At 69.0% G+C, this 23,737-nt stretch carries 20 protein-coding genes; 12 read left to right on the top strand and 8 right to left on the bottom strand.

All coding sequences use genetic code 11. The features are described from left to right. Positions 1–37 precede the first annotated feature (37 nt). The 6 genes from PKE84_RS08350 (at position 38) to PKE84_RS08325 (ending at position 8,491) form a co-directional block, all read left to right on the top strand. Positions 38–2,008 carry an MDR family MFS transporter gene (locus tag PKE84_RS08350; RefSeq protein ID WP_271176767.1) on the top strand — a complete coding sequence of 657 codons (1,971 nt, stop codon included), beginning with the start codon at positions 38–40 and terminating at the stop codon, positions 2,006–2,008. A gap of 427 nt (positions 2,009–2,435) precedes the next feature. Continuing rightward, the gene (locus tag PKE84_RS08345; RefSeq protein WP_271176766.1) at positions 2,436–3,761 is read left to right on the top strand and encodes an ABC transporter substrate-binding protein; all 1,326 of its coding nucleotides are present in this window, start codon (positions 2,436–2,438) and stop codon (positions 3,759–3,761) included. Positions 3,762–3,836: 75 nt separating this feature from the next. Next, positions 3,837–5,021 carry a carbohydrate ABC transporter permease gene (locus PKE84_RS08340; protein WP_271176765.1) on the top strand — a complete coding sequence of 395 codons (1,185 nt, stop codon included), beginning with the start codon at positions 3,837–3,839 and terminating at the stop codon, positions 5,019–5,021. After that, positions 5,018–5,926, top strand: coding sequence for a carbohydrate ABC transporter permease (locus tag PKE84_RS08335; protein WP_271176764.1), 909 nt, complete (start codon positions 5,018–5,020; stop codon positions 5,924–5,926). The genes PKE84_RS08340 and PKE84_RS08335 overlap by 4 nt, the downstream gene beginning before the upstream one ends. A 2-nt stretch (positions 5,927–5,928) precedes the next feature. Then, entirely contained in the window at positions 5,929–7,458 is a 1,530-nt protein-coding gene (locus PKE84_RS08330; RefSeq protein WP_271176763.1) for a GH1 family beta-glucosidase, read from the top strand. 13 nt (positions 7,459–7,471) lie between these two features. Continuing rightward, positions 7,472–8,491, top strand: a complete 1,020-nt coding sequence (locus PKE84_RS08325; RefSeq protein WP_271176762.1) for a LacI family DNA-binding transcriptional regulator — start codon at positions 7,472–7,474, stop codon at positions 8,489–8,491. 203 nt (positions 8,492–8,694) lie between these two features. Here PKE84_RS08325 and PKE84_RS08320 read toward each other — a convergent pair whose 3' ends face one another. Beyond that, entirely contained in the window at positions 8,695–9,522 is an 828-nt protein-coding gene (locus PKE84_RS08320) for a phosphatase PAP2 family protein (RefSeq protein ID WP_271176761.1), read from the bottom strand. Between the two features lie 108 nt (positions 9,523–9,630). Next, complete coding sequence (locus PKE84_RS08315) at positions 9,631–10,575, bottom strand: DNA-methyltransferase (protein WP_271176760.1); 945 nt, start codon at positions 10,573–10,575, stop codon at positions 9,631–9,633. 89 nt (positions 10,576–10,664) lie between these two features. On the opposite strand from PKE84_RS08315, the gene PKE84_RS08310 reads away from it, so the two are divergent. Then, complete coding sequence (locus PKE84_RS08310; protein ID WP_271176759.1) at positions 10,665–10,949, top strand: GNAT family N-acetyltransferase; 285 nt, start codon at positions 10,665–10,667, stop codon at positions 10,947–10,949. On the opposite strand, the gene PKE84_RS08305 is transcribed toward PKE84_RS08310, so the two are convergent. After that, positions 10,909–11,331: a hypothetical protein gene (locus PKE84_RS08305; RefSeq protein WP_271176758.1), complete on the bottom strand. Its 423-nt coding sequence runs from the start codon at positions 11,329–11,331 to the stop codon at positions 10,909–10,911. The two genes, PKE84_RS08310 and PKE84_RS08305, sit on opposite strands and share 41 nt — an antisense overlap. A gap of 330 nt (positions 11,332–11,661) precedes the next feature. Further along, a complete protein-coding gene (locus PKE84_RS08300; RefSeq protein WP_271176757.1) occupies positions 11,662–13,542 on the bottom strand; it encodes a Na+/H+ antiporter NhaA in 1,881 nt (626 codons plus the stop codon). 109 nt (positions 13,543–13,651) lie between these two features. Between PKE84_RS08300 and PKE84_RS08295 the strand changes: the two genes are divergently transcribed. Further along, positions 13,652–13,792 (top strand): hypothetical protein, encoded by a 141-nt coding sequence (locus tag PKE84_RS08295; RefSeq protein WP_271176756.1) that lies wholly within the window; start codon positions 13,652–13,654, stop codon positions 13,790–13,792. Here the strand turns inward: PKE84_RS08295 and lplAB are convergent. Then, the gene (gene lplAB / locus PKE84_RS08290; RefSeq protein ID WP_271176755.1) at positions 13,776–14,825 is read right to left on the bottom strand and encodes a lipoate-protein ligase LplAB; all 1,050 of its coding nucleotides are present in this window, start codon (positions 14,823–14,825) and stop codon (positions 13,776–13,778) included. The genes PKE84_RS08295 and lplAB overlap by 17 nt on opposite strands. 171 nt (positions 14,826–14,996) lie before the next feature. Between lplAB and PKE84_RS08285 the strand changes: the two genes are divergently transcribed. After that, complete coding sequence (locus tag PKE84_RS08285) at positions 14,997–16,775, top strand: cation:proton antiporter (RefSeq protein ID WP_271176754.1); 1,779 nt, start codon at positions 14,997–14,999, stop codon at positions 16,773–16,775. 208 nt (positions 16,776–16,983) lie between these two features. Here PKE84_RS08285 and PKE84_RS08280 read toward each other — a convergent pair whose 3' ends face one another. Further along, positions 16,984–17,832 carry an alpha/beta fold hydrolase gene (locus tag PKE84_RS08280; RefSeq protein ID WP_271176753.1) on the bottom strand — a complete coding sequence of 283 codons (849 nt, stop codon included), beginning with the start codon at positions 17,830–17,832 and terminating at the stop codon, positions 16,984–16,986. Between the two features lie 72 nt (positions 17,833–17,904). Here PKE84_RS08280 and PKE84_RS08275 point away from each other — a divergent pair, with 72 nt between their 5' ends. From PKE84_RS08275 to PKE84_RS08265, 3 genes are all read left to right on the top strand, one after another. Then, on the top strand, positions 17,905–18,336 hold the full coding sequence (locus tag PKE84_RS08275) for a MarR family winged helix-turn-helix transcriptional regulator (protein ID WP_271176752.1): 432 nt from the start codon (positions 17,905–17,907) through the stop codon (positions 18,334–18,336). 5 nt (positions 18,337–18,341) lie between these two features. After that, positions 18,342–19,640: an MFS transporter gene (locus PKE84_RS08270; RefSeq protein WP_271177136.1), complete on the top strand. Its 1,299-nt coding sequence runs from the start codon at positions 18,342–18,344 to the stop codon at positions 19,638–19,640. 172 nt (positions 19,641–19,812) lie between these two features. Next, positions 19,813–20,106, top strand: coding sequence for a putative quinol monooxygenase (locus PKE84_RS08265; protein WP_271176751.1), 294 nt, complete (start codon positions 19,813–19,815; stop codon positions 20,104–20,106). A gap of 84 nt (positions 20,107–20,190) precedes the next feature. On the opposite strand, the gene PKE84_RS08260 is transcribed toward PKE84_RS08265, so the two are convergent. Beyond that, positions 20,191–21,687: a rhamnulokinase gene (locus tag PKE84_RS08260; RefSeq protein ID WP_271176750.1), complete on the bottom strand. Its 1,497-nt coding sequence runs from the start codon at positions 21,685–21,687 to the stop codon at positions 20,191–20,193. An 11-nt stretch (positions 21,688–21,698) separates the two neighbouring features. Then, on the bottom strand, positions 21,699–23,735 hold the full coding sequence (locus tag PKE84_RS08255) for a bifunctional aldolase/short-chain dehydrogenase (RefSeq protein WP_271176749.1): 2,037 nt from the start codon (positions 23,733–23,735) through the stop codon (positions 21,699–21,701). Between the last annotated feature and the right edge of the window lie 2 nt (positions 23,736–23,737).

Raw genomic sequence — 23,737 nt, 5'->3', positions numbered from 1 at the left:
CTCGGGCGTCCCCACCAGACTCTCGACTCGGAGACTCATGTCAAGCCAAGCAATGCCGGCCTCGGCCGCCCCGTCGAACCCGATCATGTCGCACCGGCAGATCCTGTTCGTCATCTTCGGCCTCATGGCCGGCATGTTCCTGTCCGCCCTCGACCAGACCGTCGTCGGAACCGCCATCCGAACGATCGGCGACGACCTCCACGGTCTGAGCCAGCAGGCGTGGGTGACCACCGCGTACCTGATCGTCTCGACGATCTCCACGCCGATCTACGGCAAGCTCTCCGATATCTTCGGGCGGCGACCGCTCTTCATCTTCGCGATCGTCATCTTCGTCATCGGCTCCATCCTGGCGACCTTCTCGACCTCGATGATCGAGCTCGCCGTGTTCCGCGCCATCCAGGGCCTCGGTGCCGGTGGTCTGATGTCGATGCCGCTGGCGATCATGGGCGACATGCTCGCACCCCGCGAGCGCGCCAAATACCAGGGCTACTTCCTGGCCGTCTTCGGTATCTCGAGCCTCATCGGCCCGCTGGTCGGCGGCCTGTTTGCCGGTGCGAACCAGATCCTGTGGATCGCCGGATGGCGCTGGGTGTTCCTCATCAACGTGCCGATCGGCGTCCTCGCACTGCTCGTCGTGCTGCGTTTCCTGCACCTCCCGAAGAGAACACCCGCCTCGGTGCGCATCGACTGGTGGGGCGCGACCGCGGTCGTCGTCGCGCTCGTCCCGCTGCTGCTCGTGGCAGAAGAGGGCCGCGACTGGGGCTGGGGCAGCGCCGGCGCCATCGCCTGCTATGTGATCGGCGCCATCGGCATCCTGGCCTTCATCTTCATCGAGATGGCCATGAAGGACGACGCGCTGATCCCGCTCAAGCTGTTCCGCTCCTCGACCTTCTCGATGGCGACCATCATCGGCGTGTTCGTCGGCTTCGGGATGTTCGGAGCCATGCTGACCCTGCCGCTGTACCTGCAGCTGGTGCTCGGCGCGACCCCGACGGAGTCGGGCCTGCAGATGCTCCCGATGATCCTCGGACTGATGATCTCCTCGATCGCCAGCGGCCAGATCATCGCCCGCACCGGGCGGTACCGGCAGTTCCCGATCATCGGAACCGCGTTCCTGGCCGGCGGCTTCTTCTACCTGACGTTCCTCAAGTTCGACGGCTCCTACTGGTTCATCGCGGGCGCGATGCTGCTGATCGGCCTCGGCCTCGGCCAGCTGATGCAGACGCTGACAATCGCCAGCCAGAACTCGGTCGGCCTGCAGGACATGGGTGTCGCCACCAGCGCCTCGACGTTCTTCCGGCAGATCGGTGGAACGCTCGGCACGGCCGTGCTGCTCTCGCTGCTCTTCACCGTGTTCCCGACCAACCTGACGAACTCGCTCACCGAGAAGGCGACGCTGACCAGCGCGCTGGATGCCGCGCTCACGCCGTCGGTCGCCAGCGCACCCGAGAACAAGCAGATCATGGATACGGTCTACAACAAGATCGTCGCCGGCGTGACCGCACAGGCCCAGGGTGTGGACTTCTCCAACAGCGAGCAGCGCAAGGCGGTCGTCGACCGCGCGGTGCCCGCACTGCAGAAGCAGCTCGACCAGGGTGCCGGTTCGTCGGCAGGCGGCGCAGGCCTCAATGACACGTCGTTCCTGAACGGCGCCGACCCGCGCCTGTCGAAGCCGTTCCTCGTCGCCTTCAACGCCTCGGCGGTGACGGTGTACTGGGTCGCGCTGTTCGTGGTGCTGATCGCTTTCGTCCTCACGCTGTTCTTCAAGACGCCGCCGCTGCGCGCGAAGTCGGCGCTGCAGGAGGCGGCCGACGACAAGGCCGAGGCCGATCGCACCGCTGGCGACCGCGTAGCGGCAGTACTCGGCTCGGCAGCCGAGGACGACGACGCGGAGCTGGACACGGGCATCTTCGCCCACCGGGCGGCCGACGATTTCGGCGCGCTGATCGAGCCGGGGGCGAACACCGCCTCCGTTCAGGCCCAGCGCCCGAAGCCCGCGACCGACTAGCGAGCATGCCACCCCGGCGGNNNCGCCCGCTGTCGTTCGCCCTCGTTCTCCGAGCGGCGAGAGGTGCCGAATGTCGGTTCTCGAGGTGGCACGAGCGACATTTCGCACCCCTCGCCCACTTCGAACGGGTCGGAGCGCAGCTCGTCGGTAGGTCACGAATGGGTCACGAAAACGCACAAGTCAGGCGGCGGGTGAAACGGGCGTTCCGCCCGGCGTCTTCCGCGCCATCACTGGGCTCGCGGGCATCCGGGCCTCCGCTTCGCACTTCCGCGTCCTGGTGCCGATGAGAGCGGTTGCACGCGATTGACTTGACACGGCGCATCCGGAATGCCTATGGTCTGTTCCAACGCGTGAGAGCGCTCTCACGATCCTGAATGAGAGCGCTCTCACGCCCTCCACACCAGACCACGCACACAAGGGAGTGACCGTGAAGCTTTCACGACGCACCAAGGTCGTTGCGGCCGTAGCAGGCGCAGCATCCTTCGCCCTCCTCGCAGCCGGATGTTCATCCAGCGGCGGAGACGGCGGCAGCAGCTCGAACCCGATCACACTGACCGTCACGACGTTCGGAACGATGGGATTCGACAAGCTCTACTCGCAGTACGAGAAAGAGCACCCCAACATCAAGATCAAGGCCACCAACATCGACACCGGTGACAACGCCCTGACCGACTGGCAGACGAAGCAGGCGGCCGGCAGCGGTCTCCCCGACGTGCAGGCCGTCGAAGAAGGCTGGCTCAGCAAGGTCATGCAGGTCTCCGACCAGTTCAACGACCTGAAGGACTACGGCGCGTCGAAGATCGACAGCCGCTGGGTCGACTGGAAGCTCAAGCAGGCCACCGACAAAGACGGTCGCGTCATCGGCTACGGCACCGACATCGGACCGGAGGGCCTGTGCTACAACAGCAAGCTCTTCGCCGCGGCGGGCCTGCCGAGCGACCGTGACGGCGTCGCCAAGCTGTTCGGCGGCGACAGCGCGACCTGGGCGGACTACTTCAAGGTCGGCGAGCAGTACAAGGCCAAGACCGGCAAGGCGTTCTACGACCAGTCCGGCTTCCTCTGGAACGCCATGGTGAACCAGCAGCCCGAGGGCTACTACACCAAGGACGGCAAGCTCAACATCGAGGACAACGCCGACCTGAAGGCGCTGTGGAGCCAGCTCGCCGGTGGCGCGGCTGCCGGTCTCTCCTCGAACCAGACCCAGTGGGACTGGGGCAAGGGCAAGGCGTTCACCGACGGCTCGTTCGCGACCTTCGTCTGCCCGGGCTGGATGCTCGGTGTCGTTCAGGGTCAGGTCAAGGCCGGCGGCGGCGACGCTTCCACCGGCTGGGACTTCGCCGACGTCTTCCCCGGCGGCGCAGCCAACTGGGGTGGATCGTTCCTGACGGTGCCCAAGCAGTCGAAGCACCCGAAGGAGGCGGCTGACCTCGCTGCCTGGCTGACCACCGCCGAGTCGCAGGTCGCCACGTTCCAGGCAGCCGGCACGTTCCCGTCGGTCACGGCCGCGCAGAGCGACCCCGGCGTCACCGGCCAGAGCGACCTGACGAAGTTCTTCAACGGTGCTCCCATCGGTGAGATCCTCGCCAACCGCGCTAAGGGCGTCGTCGCTCAGTACAAGGGCCCGGATGACTCGGTCATCCAGTCCCAGGTGTTCGGTCCGTCCGTTCAGGAGCTCGACTCCAAGAAGAAGAACGGCGACGAGGCCTGGGCCGACGCGATGAAGCTCCTCAACCAGCTCGTCGTCAACAAGTAACCACCTAGCAATCAGATCCATCAGAGGCTCCGGAGCCTGGAGTTCAGGCTCCGGAGCCTCACCCTTGGGGAGATCATGACCACCGTCACAACGCCACCCGCCGGCGCGGACGCCGCGCCGAAGCGCGCTCCGGGACCCGACCGCGAGCAACGCCGCCGTCAGGACCGCGAAGCCAGCCGCACCCTCACGTTCCGCCAGCGCCTCAGCCGTGCAGACGTCAAGGCCTCGCCGTACATCTACATCGCCCCGTTCTTCATCCTGTTCGGGCTCGTCGGCCTGTTCCCGCTCGTGTACACGTTCGTCGTGTCGCTGAACAAGTGGAACCTCCTGACCGGACCCGGTGAATGGATCGGCTTCGGCAACTACATCGCCGAACTCAGCGACCCGTTCTTCTGGAACTCGCTCTTCAACACGGTCAGCATCTTCCTGCTGTCGGCCATCCCGCAGCTGATCGGCGCCGTGTTCATCGCGGCGATCCTCGACCAGAACATCCGCGGCAAGACCTTCTGGCGCATGAGCGTTCTGCTCCCCTACGTCGTCACCCCGGTCGCCGTGACCCTCATCTTCTCGAGCGCGTTCGACGAGAAGTACGGCCTCATCAACAACCTGCTTCAGACCTTCCACCTCTCCCCCATCAACTGGAAGACCGAGACCTTCCCGTCGCACGTCGCGATCGCGTCGATGGTGAACTGGCGCTGGACGGGCTACAACGCGCTCATCCTGCTGGCCGCCATGCAGGCCGTCCCCCGCGACATCCACGAGTCGGCCGCCCTCGACGGCGCCGGCGCGTTCCGCCGCTTCTTCTCGATCACGCTGCCGAGCATCCGGCCCACGATGATCTTCGTGATCATCACCGCGACCATCGGCGGGCTGCAGATCTTCACCGAACCGAAGCTGTTCAACCCGTCGAGCGCGATCCCCGGCGGTCCGCAGCGGCAATACCAGACCACCGTGCTCTACCTGTGGGACATGGCGTTCAACCGTCAGAACTTCGGCAAGGCGTCGGCGATCGCGTGGCTGCTGTTCCTGATCATCGTGATCTTCGGCGTGCTCAACTTCTTGATCTCGCGGCGCATCGCCTCGACCGAGACCCGGATGCGCAAGAAGCGCACCGCGCGAACGCTCGCGAACCACCAGGCCGGCTCCGGCGACTCCGGAGACGAGAGCGACGACAGCGACGGAATCGGCACCAACGGCACCGACCCGCAGACAGAAGGCGGGCTGGCCCTCGCCGCAGCATCCGAGGAGAAGCGATCATGACCGCCACCGCACCCCGCGCGGCGACCTCCGCCGCACCCAAGCCCGCGAAGGACCAGAAGCCGCGCGCACCCAAGCGCAAGGCGCTCGGCATCGACCGCCGTCCCGGATTCCTCACCTACGGCCTGCTGATCGTCGTGTTCGTCGGCGGCGCGTATCCACTGTGGTGGTCGTTCGTCGCCGGTTCCAGCCCGAGCACGGTGCTCACCTCCACCTGGCCGCCGCTGCTCCCCGGTGGGCAGTTCTGGACGAACGTCAGCCAGGTGCTCGACACGGTGCCGTTCTGGCTCGCCCTCGGCAACTCGATCATCGTCGCCAGCGTGATCACTCTGTCCGTCGTCGCGTTCTCGACGCTCGCCGGCTACGCCTTCGCCAAGCTGCGGTTCCGCGGCCGCGGCGGCCTGATGGTCTTCGTCATCGCGACCCTGGCCGTCCCGACTCAGCTCGGCATCATCCCGCTGTTCATGGCGATGAAGCAGTTCGGCTGGACCGGGACGCTCGGCGCGGTCATCATCCCGACCCTGGTCACGGCGTTCGGCGTGTTCTTCATGCGCCAGTACCTGGTGGACGTCATCCCGGACGAGCTGATCGAGGCCGCCCGCGTCGACGGCGCCAACATGATCCGCACGTTCTGGCATGTCGGCGTCCCGGCCGCGCGTCCCGCGATGGCGATCCTGGGCCTGTTCACCTTCATGACCGCGTGGACGGACTACCTGTGGCCGCTCCTCGTGGTGCCGCAGAACCCCACGCTGCAGGTCGCCTTGAGCCAGCTGCAGTCGGCCAAGTACGTCGACTACTCCATCGTGCTCGCCGGCGCCGTGCTCGCGACCATCCCCCTGCTCATCCTCTTCGTGCTCGCCGGCAAGCAGCTGGTCTCCGGAATCATGGCCGGCGCGGTGAAAGGTTGAGAATGTCCGACGCCCCCACCCCCTGGCCCGACGGCTTCCTCTGGGGGTCGGCCACCGCTGCGGCCCAGATCGAGGGCGCCGCCCACGAGGACGGCAAGGAGGACTCCATCTGGGATCACTTCGCGCGCATCCCCGGCGCGGTCGCGGGTGGCGACACCCCCGAGGTCGCGGTCGACCACTACCATCGGATGCCCGCCGACGTCGCCCTGATGAAGGAGCTCGGCCTCCAGTCGTACCGTTTCTCCACCTCCTGGTCGCGCATCAAGCCCGGCGACCGGTTCGTCAACCACGCCGGTCTGGACTTCTACAGCCGGCTGGTCGACGAGCTGCTCGACGCGGGCATCCTGCCCTGGCTCACCCTGTACCACTGGGACCTGCCGCAGGCGCTGGAGAAGACCGGCGGCTGGGCGAACCGCGACACGGCATACCGGTTCCGCGACTACGCGTCGACCGTGTTCGACGCGCTCGGCGATCGCGTGACCCACTGGACGACGTTCAACGAGCCGCTCTGCTCCTCGCTGATCGCGTACGCCGCCGGCGAGCACGCACCGGGACGCCGTGAGCCGCGCGCCGCGCTGGCCGCGCTGCACCACCAGCACCTGGCGCACGGGCTCGCGGTGCAGACGCTGCGGTCGCGGTCGGAGGAGGCCGGGGCGCTGAAGCTCGGCATCACCCTCAACCTCACCAACGCCGTGCCGAACGACCCGTCGGATCCCGCCGACCTCGAGGCCGCACGACGCATCGACGGCCTCTGGAACCGGATGTTCGTCGAACCGCTCCTGCTCGGCAGTTACCCGGCCGACGTGCTCGACGACGTGCGCGAGTACGACTTCGAGTCGCTCGTGCACGACGGCGACCTGCAGACCATCGCGCAGCCGATCGACTTCCTGGGCGTCAACCACTACCACGACGACAACGTGAGCGGGCATCCGCTGCCGGCCGACGCCGCACCGGGACTCGTCCCGACCGACCGGCCCAAGGCATCCCCGTTCGTCGGCAGCGAGTACGTCACGTTCCCGTCGCGCCGCCTTCCGGTCACGGCGATGGGCTGGGAGGTGAACCCGGCAGGGCTCCGTTCCCTGCTGGTCCGTCTCGGGCGCGAATACCCGTCGCCGCCGCCGCTGTACATCACCGAGAACGGCGCCGCCTACGACGACCTGGTGGATGCGGACGGCCGCGTGCGCGACACCGAGCGCGAGGCGTACATCCTGTCGCATGTGGATGCGGTGCGCGGTGCGATCGCCGAGGGCGCGGACGTGCGCGGATACTTCGTGTGGTCGTTCCTCGACAACTTCGAGTGGGCATGGGGCTACGAGAAGCGCTTCGGGATCGTCCGCGTCGACTACGAGACGCAGGAACGCATCGTGAAGGACTCGGGTCGCGCGTTCGCCCGCGTGATCGCGGATGCTCGGGCCGGCGTGCGGGCGCCTGCGCCACGCAGCGCGGCGGTGGATGCTCGTGACGGTGCGCTCGTGGACGCGGGAGTCGGTGCTGAGGTCGGCTCCGGCGCGTCTAGCATGGGACCACAATAAGGAGGTGTCGCCGATGACGTCGGAGCACACGGATGCGCACGCGCCGACGCTCGAAGCCGTCGCCGCCCTCGCCGGTGTGTCCCGCGCGACGGTGTCGCGCGTCGTCAACGGCTCTCCCAAAGTCACCGCCGAGGTGACGGAGACGGTCAACAAGGCGATCGCCGACCTCAATTACGTACCCAATCGCGCGGCACGCTCTCTCGCATCCCGTAAGACCCAGGTCGTCGCGCTGGTGGTTCCCGAGTCCACGGCCAAGGTGTTCGCCGACCCGTTCTTCGCCTCGATCGTGCAGGGGGTCGCCCTGCACCTGGCCGACACGGAGTACACGCTCAACATGGTGATCTCGTCGGAGCTGAACCCCGACAAGACGCGCCGCTATCTGATGGGCGGCAACGTCGACGGCGCGCTGGTGGTCTCGCACCACTCCGGCGACCACTCGTACGCGCAGCTCGGCAGCTCCCTCCCGATCGTCTTCGGCGGACGCCCCCTCAGCGACGCGGAGCACAACTCGTTCTTCGTCGACGTCGACAACGTCTCCGGCTCGCGCGGGGCGACCGAGCACCTGATCGCTCGCGGACGCCGCAACATCGCGCTGATCACCGGACCGCAGGACATGCCCGCCGGCGTCGACCGTCTCGTCGGGTGGCGCCAGGCCCTCGAAGCGCACGGGCTCGACACGTCGCTGATCGAGTACGGCGACTTCTCCCCGCTCTCCGGCATGAAGGCCATGCGCCGACTGCTGGAACGCGGCGTGCCGATCGACGGCCTCTTCGCGACCAACGACCAGATGGCGGCCGGGGCGTACTCGGCGATCCTCGAGTCGGGCCGCAGCATCCCGGGCGACATCGCGGTGGTCGGGTACGACGACGACTACTTCGGCCTCACGGCGACGCCGCCGCTGACGACGGTGCACCAGCCGTCGGTCGGTCTCGGCGAGACGATGGCGCAGGTGCTGGTGAAGCGGATCGCGGGCGAGCCCGTCGAGCGCGTGACACTGCTGCCGACAGAGCTCGTGGTGCGGCAGAGCACGTAGGGCGCTGCGGCTCGGGCGTCGGCGCTCGCGTCGCCGCGGTTATCCACAGGCGGTGGATCTCCGGCGGGCGTGAACGGTCACCAATTGTCGCGGAACGCGGCCGCAGAGGCCGACAGCCGACAATTGGTGACCACTCACCGCTGGGCGACCATTCGGTGAATGGCCTGTCGCGCGGCACGCGCCCCGAGGAACGCGGCACAGCGCTACGCGAGCGCGCGGAAGAGTCGGTTGCCGATCACCGCGACGAGGTAGCCGACCGCGACGATCGCCGCCACACCACCGGCGTACGCGACGAAGAGGTGCGACGCTCCCGACTGGGCGGAGAAGTAGGTGACGAGCAGCGCGACCACCGCGCCGACACCGCAGACCGACAGGATCCAGACCAGCGGCCACAGCTTGGTGCGCACCGGGGTGTTCGTCACCGCGTGCATCCAGCTGAGCACGGCGCCGGCGAGGCACCCCCAGAAGGCCACGACGAGGAGTCCCGCGATCACGTCACTCGGGCGGTGCCACTGCTCGACGAGCGTCGAGGCTCCGGCCGCGATGGAGAAGGTGGAGCCGACCACCGCTGCGAGCGGGCGGAAACGAGGGCCCGCGACCAGGAACACCACGAGAGCTGCGGATGCGGCGACCGTCGTGTGACCCGACGGAAGTGAGTTGCTCAGCCCCGCGTCGATCCCCTTCTCGGGCCGGCTCAGGATGGCGTACTTGAGCACCTGCGTGCTGGCATTCGCGAGCGCGGCGGCCACCACCGCCACGAAGAACACCCGCCAGTTGCGGCGGACGAGAACCACGACGATGGCCACGACCGCACCCAGGATCACCGACAGAGCGGGGAGCGCGTTGAGGAACGCGTGGGCGAAATCGATGAGGTCGCCCTTCCAGACATCCGCGCCGGCGAAGGCCTTCTCGTCGATGAGCTGGCCCATGTAGCTGCGCACGAATACGAGGTACACCACGACGAATGCGATGGCCGTTCCGAGAGCGCCCCAGAGGAAGGGAAGGGCGCGCATCGCGGGTCCGGCTCGCATTCCTCAAGCCAACCACACGGTTCCTGGGAATGACCGCACCCGGGCGGGGCCTGTGCAGGGTTGCTCGCGGGATGCGGCTGTGGCGAACGGCGCCCAGCCCTCAGAGACTCACAGGCTCAGGAACGAGACCGGCGCCTGCGCGAACCGGGACCGCATCACGGCGATCGCCTCCGGATTGCGGTCCACCAGCAGGAACCGCCGCCCCAGCGCGCCTGCCACCGCGCCCGTCGTGCCGCTCCCGGCGAAGAAGTCGAGCACCCAGTCGCCCTCGCGGCTGGACGCCTGCACGATTCGGCGCAGGATGCCCTCCGGCTTCTGGGTCGGGTATCCGGTCTTCTCGCGGCCGGTCGGCGAGACGATCGTGTGCCACCAGACATCCGTCGGCAGCTTTCCGAGTTCGGCCTTCTCGGCCGTGACGAGCCCGGGCGCCATGTACGGCTCCCGATCGACCGCCGACGAGTCGAAGTAATAGGTCGACGGATTCTTCACGTAGACCAGGATCGTGTCGTGCTTGGTCGGCCAGCGGTTCTTGGACTTCGCACCGTAGTCGTACGCCCAGATGATCTCGTTGAGAAAGCTCTCGCGCCCGAAGAGGGCGTCGAGCAGCACCTTCGCGTAGTGCGCTTCGCGGTAGTCGAGATGCAGGTAGAGCGTCCCGTCGTCGGCGAGCACCCGCCACGCCTCGATCAGCCGCGGCTCGAGGAACTCCCAGTAGTCGTCGAAACGATCGTCGTAGCTGAGCAGGTCGCCCTTGATCCGCTCGTAGCTCCGCCCCTTGAAACCGGTCACGCTTCCCGGGCCGCCCGCCGAGCGTACGGATGTGCTGGTGCGGCGGGCCTGCGATCGACCGGTGTTGAACGGGGGATCCAGATAGATGAGCGTGAAGGCGCCGTCCGGCAGGGCGGCGACGACCTCGAGATTGTCGGCGTGCAAGACGGCGCTCCGAGCATCCGGATGCCAGAGCGCGGGTTCCGCAACGGCGGGAGCGTCCGCATCCGCGGGGGCGTCCGCATCCGCGGGGGCGTCCGCATCCGCGGTGGCGTCGTCGAGCATGTCACCATTCTCGCAGCGGCGCGGGCCCGCGACGCGCAGGTCGACCGCGGTCGCCTCCACGGCGGCACCGCGCGGGTTAGCCTGGCGGGATGACCCTCACCGTAGTCAACGAACCGGATGCCTCCCGCTACGCCCTCCGCCGGGACGGCGACCTCATCGGTGTGGCCGAATACGAACTCCGCGACGACGCGATCGTTTTCACGCACACCGAGGTCGACGAGTCCCTCCGCGAGAAGGGGCTCGCGAGTCAGCTCGTGACCGAGGCCCTCGACGACGTCCGCGCGAACTCAGCTCGCAGAGTGGTCGTGGCCTGCCCGTACATCCGGCACTGGCTCACCGAGCATCCGGAGTACGGCGACCTCCTGAAGCGGTAGTGCGGCCAGCGCCGGAAGCCCGCCGCGCCGGGGTGCCGCGACCGGTGTCGGTGGCTCGCCCGCCCTCGGTCGGCGCGCGCCCCTCGACGCGCTGACCGCGTCCGTCGGCCCCGAGGTCGAGCGTGATCTTGCCGCCGTCCCACACGTCTTTCGCGCCGTCGCCGGGCAGCGGGGCCGGCGCGGGGAGGAGCGTCTGACGGTCCTGCTCCTGCTGCGCCTCATGACGGCTCGGCGCGAAGACCTCGTCGATCGGCCCGGCGAGTCCGCCCCAGCCGCCCGACCCGCGCTGTGACTTGTTGGAGAGGTCGATCCAGCCGAGCCGCGTGGCGAGCCACAGCAGCACGACAGCGACGACGATTCCCCCGACGATCCACCAGTTCACCGGGACAGGGTACCCGAGCCGCCTGAACGCCGCCCGCCCTCGCGTCGACCCGCCGCCCGCGCCAGCGCCCGCGCTCGCTCCGCCGCCCCACTTCGTCGAGTCGGGGATAAATCCCGCGTGAAGCCCGCGAAACGTGATTAAGCCCCGACTCGATGAACCCTTATGGCGCGCAACCCCGCCGCCCAACCTCCAAGCGCTCGCGTTCGCCACGTCGTGAATCGAGTCGGGGAATAGTCACGCGAAAACGTCCTCAGACGGGATTAATCCCCGACTCGATTGTGGGCGCCGAGACCGGCGCGAGCGCAGCGCCGCGCAGAGCGCTCAGCGAGCTCAGCGCGCGCTGAACGCCAGGTCGCGCTCGGCGCGCACGGCGGCGCGCAGCGACTCCACGTCGTAGGCGCCGTAGTGCCGGCGGCCGTTGATGAAGAACGTCGGCGTGCCCGACACCCCGCTCAGGTCGGCCGATCCGGTGTCCTCCATCACGCGGGCCAGGTGCCGCCCGCTCGTGATGTCGGACTCGAAGCGCTCCACGTCGAGGCCGAGCTCGGCCGCGTACCGGTTGAGGTCCTCCGGCTCGAGGCAGTCCTGGTTGGCCAGCAGGATGTCGTGCATCTCCCAGAACGAGCCCTGCGCACCCGCTGCCTCGGCGGCCTCCGCGGCCATCCGGGCTGCCGGATGCACGTCGACCAGCGGCAGGTGCCGCCAGACGAACCGCACCTCGGTGTCCGAGAGCAGCATGCGCACCTCGGGCTCCGCGCGCCCGCAGTACGGGCACTGGAAGTCGCCGTACTCGACGATCGTGACCGGCGCGTCATCCGGACCCCGGATGTGGTCGCGACGAGCGTCGACCGCATCCGCCAGATCGACCAGCTGCTCCGTCTCGCCGAACAGAGCGCGGGAACGACGCGCGACAGACAGCGCGTTCGTGATCCGGAACAGCACGAAGGTGATCACGGCCGACAGCAGTGCGGCCGTCAGGATGCCGAGCTTGGCCTGGTCGAGCTGCTCGCCGGTGAACGCGAGGTTGGCGATCAGCACCGCGACGGTGAAGCCGACGCCCGCGATCGTCCCGCTCCCGGCGACGGCCGCCCAGCCGACCGGCGGCTTGACCTTCCCCCGGGTCAGGGCCGTGATCAGCCGCGCGACGCCGAAGATCGCGACCGGCTTGCCCACCACGTAGCCGACGATGATGCCGATCGTGATGGGGGCCGCGTAGGCGGTCGCGAGGAAGGCGGGGTCGATCGCGATGCCGGCGTTCGCCAGGGCGAAGAGGGGCACGATCACGTAGCTGGTCCAGGGCAGGTAGCGCGACTGCAGCCGCTCATTCGGCGAGATCGCGTTGATGAGCCCGGCACTCGCGGTGCGTGCGAGCTGCGGGGTCGGCTGCTCGCGGAAGCTGCGGAACAGGCCGCTCGCCTCCTCCAGGTTGTTGCGCCCGGGCGAATAGGCGGGTGCGACGAGCCCGATCGCCAGACCGGCCACCACCGGGTCGACGCCGCTGAACAGCAGAGCGCCCCAGCACAGGAACCCGGCCGCGACGTAGAACGAGGTCGGCGCCTTCGTGTACCGCATCATCAGCGGGAAGAGCGCCCACGCCCCCACGGCGATCAGCAGCGGCACCACCTGGATGTCCGTGCTGTAGACGAGCGCGATGACCAGCAGGGCGACCAGATCGTCCACGATGAACAGGGTGACCATGAACCCGCGCAGACGCTCCGGCAGGCCCCTGCCCAGGATGGCGACCAGTCCGAGTGCGAGGGCGGTGTCCGTCGACATCGCGACACCCCATCCGACCGCGCCGTCGCCGCCGGCGTTGATCGCCAGGAACAGCAGCACCGGCAGGAGCATCCCGGCCAGCCCCGCGACGAACGGGATGAGCAGCTTGCTCCGGTCGCGCAGGTCGCCGAGGTCGATCTCGCGTCGCGCCTCGAGCCCGACGACGAGGAAGAAGAAGGTCATGAGGCCCTGGCTGACCCATTCGCGCAGGTCGAGGTCGATGCCCCACGTGCCGAGCTGCACCACGAACCGCGTCGACCAGAAGTCCTCGTACGAGCTGCCGGCGACGCTCGCCCACAGCACGGCGACGACGATCGCGGCCAACAGGATGCCCGAACTGGCCGTCTCCGTCTTGAGGTACCGCCCGAACTGCGACGCGATGCTGCGGGCCCACGCGGTCGAGCCCGAATGCCCTGGCGGTGTTTCCTCGCTCATCGTTCCTCCTCCGCCTCCGGCCCGTGCCGGTAGGCCCGGTCGCTGCACTGGTCACGGCGTCTGCCGGAACACCTCATTCCGCCAGTGCTCCACAGCGTACAGTTTCGCTATGGCGAGCAGGGTCGCGGATCTCGCCGACATGGATGCGGTCACCGAGACGATCACGCCGGCGTTCAGCGACGACCCGATCCGGGGTCCGGCACTCGAAGGCGTCGGCGGTCGTATCGGCCGCCTCACGGCACGCGGTTGAGCCACTCCTCGGTGCCGAACTTCTCTTCGACCAGCCTCGTAGCCTCGGCGTACTCCTCGGGCGTGATGTCGCCCTCGGTCGCACCGTAGAGCTGCGTGAACGTCTGCTTCATCCGGTCGATCACCTCGGCGCGGGAGAGGCCGGTCTGCGAGCGGAGCGGGTCGACGCGCTTGGCCGCACTCGTGATGCCTTTGTCGCTGATCTTCTCGCGGCCGATGCGGAGCACCTCGACCATCTTCTGGCCGTCCATGTCGTAGCTCATCGTCACGTGATGCAGCACAGCGCCCGACCCGAGTCGCTTCTGCGCGGCGCCGCCGATCTTGCCCTTCGGGCTCGTGATGTCGTTGAGCGGCTGGTAGTACGCATCGATGCCGAGCGACTTGAGTGCGATGATCGCCCACTCGTCGAGGAACGCGTAGCTGTCTGCGAAGCTCATCCCCTGCACCAAGTCCGCCGGCGCATAGATCGAGTACGTGACGACCGAGCCGGCCTCCATGAACATCGCGCCGCCACCCGAGATTCGGCGCACGACGTCGAAGCCGTACTTCTTCGCGTTCTCGGCGTCGACCTCGTTCTTGAGCGACTGGAAGCTGCCGATCACGACGGCGGGCTCATCCCATTCCCAGATGCGGAGGGTGGGCTGCCGGCGACCCTCGCCGACCTCGGTCGCGAGCACCTCGTCCAGGGCCATCTGCATCACCGGCGGCACGGCCTTGGAGTGCACGATCTGCCAGTCGTAGTCCTTCCAGCTCGTGGCCTTCGCCAGCGAGCGCCGGATCGCGACGGCGACGGCCTCCGGCGAGAACCCGAGCAGGGTGGCGCCCTCCGGCAGCGCGCCCTTGACGGCGGCGGCGATAGTAGCGGCGTCGGCCGTGGCGGGCAGACCATTGACGGCCTTGTCGATCGCTTCGAGTGCGCTGTCTGGTTCGAGGAAGAAGTCGCCTGCGAGCCGGAAGTTGGCCAGTCTGCCGTCGACGACATCGAGGTCGACGACCACCAGTTTTCCGCCGGGGACCTTGTATTCACCGTGCATGCTCTCAGCCTAGGACGTCGGCGACCGCGGTGCGCCGGTGTCCGCCACAGGAGGAACGGAACGAACGGGCGCGCGAACGATCGCACGAACGTCCGCACGGGAGCACTCGCACGGGCGCGCTCGCGCGGCCATCCTCGGTAGATTTGACCAGATCGGATGAGGGGAGCATCGATGGAAGCCCTGATCATCGCCGTCGCCGGGCTGCTGGTGGTGGCCGCCGCGACCGCGTTCGCTCCGAAGCTCCGGGTGGCCGCGCCGCTCATCCTGGTCGTGGTCGGGATCGCGATCAGCCTGCTGCCGTTCGTGCCGGACGTGCACGTCGAGGGCGAATGGATCCTCGCCGGCATTCTGCCGCCCCTGCTCTACTCGGCGTCGGTCTCGATGCCGGCCATGAACTTCCGTCGCGAATTCAACGCGATCGGCGGGCTCTCGGTGGTGCTCGTGGTGCTCTCGTCCGTCGTGCTCGGGCTCTTCTTCGCGTGGATCATTCCGGGCCTCGGCATCTGGTGGGGGATCGCCCTCGGCGCGATCGTCAGCCCGACGGATGCGGTGGCGACGTCGATCGTGAAGCGCGTCGGGATCTCGGGCCGCGTCGTGTCGGTGCTCGAAGGCGAGAGCCTGCTCAACGACGCGACCGCCCTGGTGCTGCTGCGCAGCGCGATCGCGGGCACCGCGGCCACCATCTCGTTCTGGGGCGTGCTCGGCAACTTCGCCTACTCTGTGGCCGTGGCCGGCGTGCTCGGCTTCGCCATCGGGCACCTGAACCTGTGGGTGCGGTCGAAGGTCACGGATGCCACGGTGAACACCGTCATCTCGTTCACAGTGCCGTTCCTCGCATCGATCCCGGCGGAGCTACTGGGGGCATCCGGGCTCGTGGCGGCCGTGGTCGCCGGCCTCGTCACCGGGCACGGCGCCGCCCGCCGCCTCTCGCCGCAGCATCGGCTCTCCGACAGCCAGAACTGGCGCGTGGTCGAGCTGGTGCTCGAGGGTGCGATCTTCCTGCTGATGGGGCTCGAACTCTCGGCGATCGTCACCGACGTGCAGTACAGGAACGACGGCGTGGGTCCCGCGGTCGTCGTCGCCTTCGGCGCGCTCATCCTGACCCTGGTCGTGCGGGCGGCGTACATCGCTCCGCTGCTGGCGGGGCTGCGGCGACGGGCACGGCGCAGCGCACAGTTCAAGCCGAGGCTCGACGTCATGCAGCAGCGGCTCGACGGCACCCTCGCACTCCCTGAGGCCGGCAGCGCGGCCGCCGACGAACGGCAGGTGGAGCTCGCCCGCCGCGCGGCGCTCGCGAACCGCCCGGCTCCCGCCAACCGGCCCGCGCCGAATCCGGAGCAGATCGAGCGCGTCAAGACCCGCACCCGCCGCGCCATCGCCGACATCGACTACCTGCTCGCCGCTCCCCTCGGCTGGCGCGAGGGCGGGGTGCTCGTCTGGGCCGGGATGCGCGGGGCCGTCACGCTCGCGGCCGCTCAGACCCTGCCTCTGACGGGAACGCCGGACAGGTCGTTCCTGATCCTGGTCGCGTTCATGGTCGCGGCGTTCTCCCTGCTGATCCAGGGCGGCACGCTCGCCTGGTTCGTGCGCTGGATCAAGCCGGCCGGCCCGGATGTGGAGGCCGAGAAGCAGGAACGCCGTCGTGTGCTCGAGTTGCTCACGACGATCGAGAACACGATCCGGGATGCCCATCCGGTGCCGCTCGAGGAGCAGACCGAGGTGCAGACCGACACCGCGGCCGACGCTGCGCAGGATCCCGAGCAGCCGCCGGCGCAGCGATTCGCGGACATGAAGCGCGTGACCATCGAGATCATCGAGGCGCAACGGACGGCCCTGCTCGATGCCCGCGACGACGGCACGTTCGACGCGGACATCCTCAACAATGCGCTCGACAACCTGGACGCCGACCAGATCAGCATCGAGCTGAAGGGCCAGCCGCTCGGGCAGTGAGGGGTTGCCCGGGCGCGTCAGGGGTTGCCCGGGCTAGTCGGGCCGCATCCCCTCCCTTCTTCACGCTGCCCCGCGCGAGCGAGTGGTCACTTGTTGTCGCTTCGCGGGCCGAAATGGCCGTTTTCGCGACAACTAGTGACCATTCACTCTTCAGTGACCGAGTTGACCTGTGGATAACGGGTGAGAGACCGGCGCAGGCAGCCCGGCGTCAGTCGCGGCGGGCGATCCGGGCGTCGAGCCACGCCGTCAGGTCGGCCATGACCTCGTCGCGGTTGGTCTCGTTGTAGATCTCGTGACGGGCGCCCGGGTACACGATCGTGGTCACATCCGTGAGCCCGGAACGCGACCGGTACGCCTGCTCGAGCCGCCGCGCGCTGGGCTCGCCGCCGAGCGGGTCGTCGCCTCCGACCTGGATGAGCAGGGGGACGTCCCGCGCGAACGACCGCGCCGGGCGGCCGAGCAGTCGTGAGGCGTCAACCGGTCCGAACAGTTTCGGCAGCGGCGTCGACGTGGTGAGCTCGTCGTCGACGAACGCCTGAGCGACGGCCGGATCGCGGCTCAGCCATTCGGCGCCCGTGGTGCCGAGGTGCGCGAACCGCTTGTTGAGGTTGTAGCCGCTGTCCATGGAGCCGAGCATCCGGTACGCGGTTCCGGAGAGCACCGCCGCGTCGTACTCGTCGGAGTGCTTGTTGAGGATCAGCTGCACCATGAGGGAACCCCAGCTGTGCCCGAAGAAGACGAGCGGAGCATCCGGGTTCTGGTCGCGGATCAGCCGGCTGAAGCCGTGCAACGCGTCGACGGTCGCGCGGAGTCCTCCTGGACCGAGCCGGCCGAGCTTGGAGGCGTCGCCCCACTGCGCCATGCCCGTTCGGCCGTGCCCGCGGTGGTCGTCGACGTAGACGGTGTAGCCGTTCGCGTTGAGGTGCTCGGCGAGCGCGCGGTAGCGGCCGGAGTGCTCGCCCACTCCGTGCGCGACCTGCACGATCGCCCGGGGATCGTCGACGGGCCAGACGTCGTAGGTGATCGCGATGCCGTGAGCGTCGTTGTAGGTGGGCACGCGCTCATTCTGGCGCACGCGCTGAGCGAACGGGATTTATTTAGCGTGCCTAATTTGTTAGGCTAACAATCTATGACGGCCCGACTCACCACTCACGACCTCAGCAGCGCGCTGCGGGTCGGCGTTGCACGCCTGTCACGGCGGCTCCGAGCGGAGAAGGCCGACGACGAGCTCAGCGACACGCAGACGTCGGCGCTGGCGTTCGTCGTGCGCGAGGGGCCGCGCACCATCGGGCAGCTCAGCGAGCACGAGCGGGTCACCCCGCCGTCGATGAATCGCACGGTCAACCACCTCGAGGCGGCCGGGTACATCCGCCGCACCCCCGATCCGGATGACGGCCGCAAGGTCGTCGTCGAGGTGACGGATGCCGGCCGCGCCCTGGTCACGGAGACCCGCCGCCGCCGCGACGCCTGGCTGCACAAACGCCTCCGCACGCTCACCCCCGAGCAGCGCGCCACCCTGGCCGAGGCCGCGACCATCCTGCGAGAGCTGGCTGATTCGTGAGCGCGATGTTCCGCTCCCTGTCGGGCGTGAACTATCGCATCTGGGCCGGCGGAGCGATCGTGTCCAACGTCGGAACGTGGATGCAACGCACGGCCCAGGACTGGATCGTGCTCACCCAGCTCACCCACAACAACGCAGCGGCCGTCGGGTTCGTGATGGCGCTGCAGTTCGGTCCGCAGCTCCTGCTGCTGCCCGTCACCGGATGGGCGGCCGACCGCCTCGACCGCCGCAAGCTGCTGATGGCGACGCAGGGCGCGATGGGGGCGCTGGGTCTCGGCCTGGGCATCCTGACGGTCAGCGGAGCGGTGCAGTTGTGGCACGTCTACGTGTTCGCGGCGCTGCTCGGCTGCGTCGCCGCCTTCGACGCCCCCGCCCGGCAGACGTTCGTCTCAGAGCTCGTCGCCGGTCCGAACCTCTCGAACGCGGTGGCGCTCAACTCGGCGTCGTTCAACACAGCGCGACTGATCGGCCCCGCCGTGGCCGGACTGCTCACGGCGGTCGTCGGCGCGGGCTGGGTGTTCCTGATCAACGCGGCGACGTTCGGCGCGGTATTGCTCTCGCTGAAGTTCCTGAAGGTCGACAAGCTGTACCGCTCCGAGCGCGCGTCGAAGAAACGCGGCGGGCTGATCGAGGGCTTCCGCTACGTGCGCCGCCGCCCCGACATCATGGTGATCCTGGTGATGGTGTTCCTGATCGGGACCTTCGGCCTGAACTTCCCGATCTTCATCTCGACGATGTCGGTGAGCGTGTTCCACAAGGGGGCGGGCGAGTTCGGCCTGCTCTCGTCGATCATGGCGATCGGATCGGTCGTCGGTGCACTGCTGTCGGCACGGCGGGAGCGCCCACGCGTCTCGCTGCTCTTCGCCGGGGCCGCGTTCTTCGGTTTCGGATGCGCCATCGCGGCCGTGATGCCCGAATACTGGCTGTTCGCGCTCGCGCTGATCATCATCGGCGTCTCGTCGCAGACCCTCATGACCACGGCCAACGGAACGGTGCAGATGACCACGGATCCGCAGTTGCGCGGACGCGTGATGGCGATCTACATGGCGATCTTCATGGGCGGAACGCCCATCGGCGCCCCCATCGTCGGCTGGGTGGCCGACACGTTCGGAGCCCGGTGGGCGCTCGGCGTCGGGGCGGCATCCGGATTCGCGGCGGCGCTGGTCGGCGTCGTGTACCTGGTGAAGTACCGCAACCTGCGGCTCCGTTTCACCGCGTGGCGGCCCCGACTGACACTGGATGCCCGTGCCGAGGTGCGCGAGGAACTCGCCGAGACCGAGGTGACGGCGGCCCGCGCCTCCTGAGCGCCCCCAGCCCTCGTCCCCTCGCCCCTCCCCCACTCCCGCCGGCCGTCGTTTGCCAGTCGATGCGGTCCGGCAGCCCGCTGAACCGCATCAAGTGGCAAACGACGATCGCGCGGGTGGCCGGCCGGGCCGGGCCGGGCCGGGCCGGGTCGGCCGGAGTAGCGTCGGAGGCATGACAGTCACCTCGCTGCTCGACATGCACTTCGCCGCCGACCATCTCGACGACGGCCCCCGCGCGCTGCTCGACATCCTCGCCGATACACGCGCGTTCGACGGCTGCCTCGGTGTGCAGGTCGTCACCGATGTCGCCGATCCCTCCCACGTGATCGCGATCGAGCACTGGGAGTCTCTCGACCACGACGACGCGTACCGCGCCTGGCGCGCGGGCCCCGGAGCGTCCGGCCTCGGCGCCTACCTCGCCGAGCCGCCGACCCTCACCCGCTTCGCCGACGCCGTCGCGCTCTAGCCGCCACAGCGCTCAGCGGTACACGGCCGCTCAGCGGCACACGGCCCCTCAGCGGCGCACGGCCGTGTAGCGGCACACGGGCGCTCAGCGGCGCACGGCCGCGTGACGCGGCTCGAAGAGCGCCGGCGCGAACACGCGAGCGACCAGCGCCCGCAGCGTCTCGAGGTCGCCCGCCACCAGCCCTTGCGCCCGCGCCTGCACGAGCACATTGCCGAGCGCCGTCGCCTCCACCGGTCCGGCCAGCACCGGCAGCCCCGTGCGGTCGGCCACCAGCTGGCAGAGCAGCCGATTGCGTGCTCCCCCGCCGACGATGTGCACCGTGTCGATGGCCCTGCCCGACAGCGCGCCGGCCGCCTCGACCGCGCGCGCGAACGCATCCGCGAGGCTCTCGACGATGCTGCGCACGTACTCCACCGGGTCCAGCGGCGCCCGAACGCCGTGCTCCGCGCACCACTCGTCGATGCGGGCGGGCAGATCGCCCGGCGCCAGGAATCGCGGATCATCCGCGTCGAAAATCGGTACCGGCGACGTCGATTCCTCCGCACGCGCCAGCAGCGTCACCAGGTCCGCGTCGATCCCGCGCGCCTGCCAGGTGCGGATCGACTCGCTCAGCAGCCACAGGCCCATGACGTTGTGCAGGAATCGCACCCGGCCATCGACGCCGCCCTCGTTCGTGAAGTTCGCCGCGCGGGCCGCCTCGGTGAGCACCGGATGCTCGAGCTCGACGCCCACGAGACCCCAGGTTCCGCACGAGATGTACGCAGCGTTCGTCGAGCCCATCGGCACGGCCACCACGGCGGACGCCGTGTCGTGCGACCCGACCGCGGTGACCACCGGCCCGCCCGCACGCGCCGGCCCACCCGCACCCGCACCCGCACCCGCACCCGACGACCCGGCACCCACCTGCGACAGCACGCTCGGCAGCAGCGAGCCGACCGTCGTCCCCGCCTCGACCACCGGCTGGAACAGCCCGCGCGGCAGTTCCAGCGCATCGATCAGCGGCAGATTCCACGCCCCGCCGGCGGTGAGCAACCCCGTCGTCGACGCGTTCGTGCGTTCCGCGATCGCCGAGCCGCTCAGCCAGTACGTGAACAGGTCCGGGATGAGCAGCAGAGCATCCACGTCCGCCAGGCGCCCGTCGACCCGGTCGACGGCGAGCTGGTAGAGCGAGTTGAACGGCAGATACTGCAGGCCGTTCTGCTGATACAGCGCGGCCGCCGTCACCCGGTCGTGGACGAGTGCCGTGCCCGGCGCCGACCGCTCGTCGCGGTAGTGGTACGGGACACCCTGCAGCACTCCCCCGCGCAGCAGCCCGTAGTCGACCGCCCACGCATCGACCCCGACGCTCAGGATGCCCGGCTCTGCTCGCAGCGCCGACCCCAGCCCGTCGCTCACACTGCGGAACAGCTCGACGATGTTCCAGTGCAGCCCGGAGCGGTCGCCCTCCCAGAGCTGCACCGGCGTGTTCGGGAACCGCGCGGCCTCGGTGAGGGCGAGTTCGTTCGGCCCGACCCGTCCGAGCATCACCCGGCCGCTGGTCGCGCCCAGATCGACCGCGGCGACCGTTCCCGTGCGACTCATCGCCGTCGCGCTCATCGCAAGAAAGCCGCCGCGACACCGGCGTCCACAGGGATGTGCAGGCCGGTGGTGTGGTCGAGATCGGACGAGCAGAGCACGAACACCGCGTTGGCCACGTGCTCCGGGAGCACCTCGCGCTTGAGCAGCGTGCGCTGCGCGTAGTACTGGCCGAGCTCCTCCTCCGGCACGCCGTAGACCGCAGCACGCTTGGCGCCCCAGCCGCCGGCGAAGATGCCGGAGCCGCGCACGACCCCGTCGGGGTTGATCCCGTTCACCCGGATGCCGTGGTCGCCGAGTTCCGCGGCCAGCAGTCGCACCTGGTGCGCCTGGTCGGCCTTCGTGGCCGAGTACGCGATGTTGTTGGGCCCCGCGAAGATCGAGTTCTTCGACGAGATGTAGACGATGTCGCCGCCGAGCTTCTGGTCGATCAGCACCCGGGCCGCCGCCCTCGACACGAGGAACGAGCCCTTCGCCATCACGTTGTGCTGCAGGTCCCAGTCGGCCACCGTCGTCTCCAGCAGCGACTTCGACAGCGAGAGCCCGGCGTTGTTGACGACCAGGTCGAGGCCGCCGAACGCGAGCAGGGCCGCATCCACCGCGTGCTGCACCGCCGACTCGTCGGTGACGTTCGCGACCACACCGATCGCGACATCCGTCGACCCGATCTCGGCAGCGGCGGCCTGCGCCTTCTCGAGGTCGAGGTCGGCGATCACGACGCACGCGCCCTCGGCCGCGAGCCGGGTGGCGATCGCCTTGCCGATTCCGGAGGCGGCGCCGGTCACGAGCGCGATCCGCGATGCGAGCGGCTTCGGCGTGGGCATGCGCTGCAGCTTGGCCTCTTCGAGCGCCCAGTACTCGATGCGGAACTTCTCCGCCTCGTCGATCGGGGCGTAGGTCGAGAGCGACTCGGCGCCGCGCATCACGTTGATGGCGTTGATGTAGAACTCGCCGGCGACGCGCGCGGTCTGCTTGTTCGCGCCGTAGGAGAACATCCCGACCCCAGGGATCAGCACGATCGCCGGGTCGGCGCCGCGGATGGCCGGGGAGTCCGGCGTCGCATGGCGGTCGTAGTACGCCTGGTAGTCGGCGCGGTACTGCTCGTGCAGCTCCTCCAGGCGCGCGACGGAGTCCTCGATCGACGCGTCGGCCGGGAGATCGAGCACGAGCGGCTTCACCTTGGTGCGCAGGAAGTGGTCGGGGCACGAGGTGCCGAGCGCGGCGAGGCGCGGGTGCTCCGACGACGCGAGGAAGTCGAGCACGACGTCGGCGTCGGTGAAGTGGCCCACCTGTGCGCGGTCGGTCGAGGCCAGCGCCCGGATGTGCGGGGCCAGAGCGGCAGCCTTGGCCAGGCGCTCGGCGGGCTCCAGCGGCTCGTAACCGGCCAAGCCGGTTCCAAACGGCTCCGGACGCCCGTGCTCCGCGATGTACGCGGCGGCGGTCTCGATGATCCACAGCGAGTTGGCCTCGGCCTCCTCAGAGGTGTCGCCCCACGCGGTGATGCCGTGACCGCCGAGGATCGCACCGACGGCATCCGGGTTGTCGCGCTTGATCGCCGCGATGTCGAGCCCCAGCTGGAACCCGGGACGACGCCACGGCACCCATGCGACACGCGAGCCGAACGCCTTCTGCGTCAGCTCCTCTCCGTCGGCGGCGGTCGCGATCGCGATGCCGGAGTCCGGATGCAGGTGGTCGACATGCGCCGCATCCACGAGCCCGTGCATCGCGGTGTCGATCGACGGTGCAGCGCCGCCCTTTCCGTGCAGGGTGTAGTCGAACGCGGCGACCATCTCGTCCTCGCGCTCGACGCCCGGGTACACGTCGGCCAGCGCGCGCAGCCGGTCGAGGCGCAGCACCGCGAGCCCCGGCTCCGTGAGCGTGCCGAGGTCGCCGCCGGAGCCCTTGACCCAGAGCAGCTCCACCGGCTCGCCGGTGACCGGGTCGGTCTCGGTGCCCTTGGCCGACGTGTTGCCGCCGGCGTAGTTGGTGTTGCGCGGGTCGGAGCCCAGCCTGTTGGAGCGCGCGATCAGATCGGCGACAGCAGGATTCGCCATGC

Source organism: Leifsonia poae (genome assembly GCF_027921845.1).
GTDB lineage: Bacteria > Actinomycetota > Actinomycetes > Actinomycetales > Microbacteriaceae > Leifsonia > Leifsonia poae.
Note: the sequence above shows the minus strand (reverse complement) of the source record. Positions and strands in the feature narration are given on the sequence as shown.